The sequence below is a fragment of the Bartonella sp. AC329YNZD genome (assembly GCF_042196685.1).
Classification (GTDB): domain Bacteria; phylum Pseudomonadota; class Alphaproteobacteria; order Rhizobiales; family Rhizobiaceae; genus Bartonella.
Genome location: NZ_JBHIQS010000058.1, coordinates 1 through 2,612 on the forward strand (window position 1 = coordinate 1; position 2,612 = coordinate 2,612).

The 2,612-nt window shown below is 36.1% G+C and carries 1 protein-coding gene; it reads left to right on the top strand.

Annotated elements, in window-relative coordinates; genetic code table 11:
• Window positions 1–334 precede the first annotated feature (334 nt).
• Window positions 335–2,612 (top strand): autotransporter outer membrane beta-barrel domain-containing protein (locus ACFIMW_RS09070; protein WP_375608871.1); only part of this gene is annotated, 2,278 nt, incomplete at its 3' end.

The window sequence follows — 2,612 nt, forward strand, 5'->3', positions numbered from 1 at the left end:
TCAGTTAGGTTCCTTTGGTTCTTCTTTGGAAGCAGGGGTTGGGTTTAATGCCCGTCTCTCAACAAAACTTTCTCTTCATGGAGATGTTACTTATCAGCATAGATTTAAGAAAGTTGGTTTTTCCGGAGCGATTTTTTCAGGTGGTTTACGCTATCATTTTTAGATGCCTATGAAATATAGAGTAATTTTTACATAAGTTATAAAGTGTTTTGAGAAGTATAAAATGAATATTAAGTTTTATACTTCTCATTGTTTGTGTGTTTAACTTAATATTATGGGGAATATTTTTTATTTTTAACTAACAGGGGGAGAAAGGCAAATTGGGAATAAAGTTATGGTTAATGTATTAAGCGGGTATAAATTTTTATTTATTACAACAGCTATTGTTTCTTTTTTGCCAATCGTGAGTGTTAATGCGAATCCTAATAATTTAGGAACTTCCTGTAATGTATCAGGGAGTTTTTTTACGTATAGCGATAGTAAAAAACATACGATAAGTAATAAAAATTATATTCCTTCTGTCTCTTCTCTAGATGATTTTATTGCTGTCTTCTCTATAGAAAAAGAGGGAACTGTTTTAAATTTATTAGAGACAAATATTATCTTGCATAGGCCAAAGCAGTCATTTTTATATAGTGCATCTGTAAAAGATGATGGCAAGCTTGTTCTAACCAATTCAAATATTAAGGATATGTCCGGTTTTCGTGTTCAGAACGGGCAAGTTGTGATGAATAGAGGGAAGATTGAAGGTAGTTTGCAAGCTGTATGTGCAGAAGGAAAAAAAACCGATATTGCTTTAGTGAGCGTAAATATTGATATTGTATCAGATAACTTGAATGCAAAAGAGATTGGATTTGTTAGTAGTTCTGATGCATTCGTTAGGATATCAGGCAGTACTATTACTTTTAATGAGATTGTTGCGTTTTCAACACAATTTGGGGGAAAATATCTTATTGATACAACCAATATTCAGGGCAAAGGTAAGAAACACACGATTGTAGTTGATAATGAAACTATTGATGAATTTCCAAGAGCTTTTGACATATCACAGGGTGGTAATGTTCATTTGCGTGGTGATTCTATTCAGCTGACTGATATGCATGGCTTCTTGATTACGAATTTTGCAGGTTATGCAGATGCTGAAGGTAAGTTGATTCAAGAATACGCTTCATCAAATGCGTTTAAAAAGACAAGTATTAAGATAGAAAAAAACAATATTTCTGTTCAGGGTGAGGGAGTATACGGTCTGTATTTTTATGGATTAGGTCCAGATGTATGGGGTGATATGTTTAAGGTAGGGAGTGAAAAACTTTCAAAAGTAGAAAAAATTGTTTGGGGTGAAGCATCTTTGCATTTGTCACAGACAACTTTTTCAGTTCCTGATGGTATTGCCATTTATAGTACGGGAGATGATATTTATGGAGCTGAAGCTACCATTGAATTAACAGAAAGGACAAAGATCTCTGGTGATTTATTGTTAAAGGCTCAAAATAATTCTTCTCTATTGGTGAAAGCAAAGAATTCTACCCTTACAGGGGGTATTCGTGTTGAGGATGTATCAACTGTTCACTTAGAATTAACACATGGCTCTGCATGGTATCTCACCAAAAGGAAACATACAGATTTGCAGGAATCTCTTCCTGTAGATTCATTACTTTCGTCTATAAGCATTTCTGATAGCACAATTTTTTTTGATAAATTTATATCTCAAGATTATCAAACGCTATATATTGGAAAAGTATATATTGAGAAAGGAAGTAATCTAAATGACATAAATCCAATAGATGGGATACAATATGATAAAGACGCTTATAATGCAAAGGGAAATGTGCAGATTAAGATGAGTACGTTTGTGAATAATGACGGCTCGTTTAATCCGCAAAAAACTGATCGTATTTTGATCTACGGGAATGTTTTGGGAAGTACACTGCTCATGATGGAGAAATTTTCCAAAACCTTAGAAGGAGAAGCTGGCAATAAAGGGAGTCAAAGTATTTCACTTGTTCAAGTTGCTGGGACAGCAGAGGAAAGTTCTTTTAAGTTAGCCAATAGTTATACTACAGTGAATGGATTTCCTTATCAATATAAACTTCGTGCCTATGGTCCAAGTTCTTCTTCTGGAAATGCAGATCCAAAGAATAGATTGGTTGTTGGAGAAGGGGATTTTTGGGATTTTCGTCTCGAAAGTGTTTACATTGGTCCTGAATTAGATTCTTCTGAAACTGCTTCTAAGCCAACGTCTACAGTTTTACCTCCTCAATCTGAGGAAGAGACGGTTCCTTCTAAACGACCAACAGAGACTATTTCACCTGAACAACCCCCTTCTGTTGAGCCTCCACTTATACCATTTACACCTTCTTTGCCTGAGGGATCTGAACCGTCTGAAACATTTATCCCTACGGATTCGACGCTGACTCCTTCTGCACCAGTTCCGTCTCCCTCTGTACCAACAGTTCCAGAAAATCCTTCTGCTGTGCCTATGCCTGCACCATTTGTTCCAGTTGAGACTTCTACAGATGAGGCTATGCCATCTAAGCCCTCTGTTCCGGTATCACCTTCATCTCCAGATTCTGTTCCTTCTGCTTCTTCCCCTGTTGAACCAAAGCCTTCTG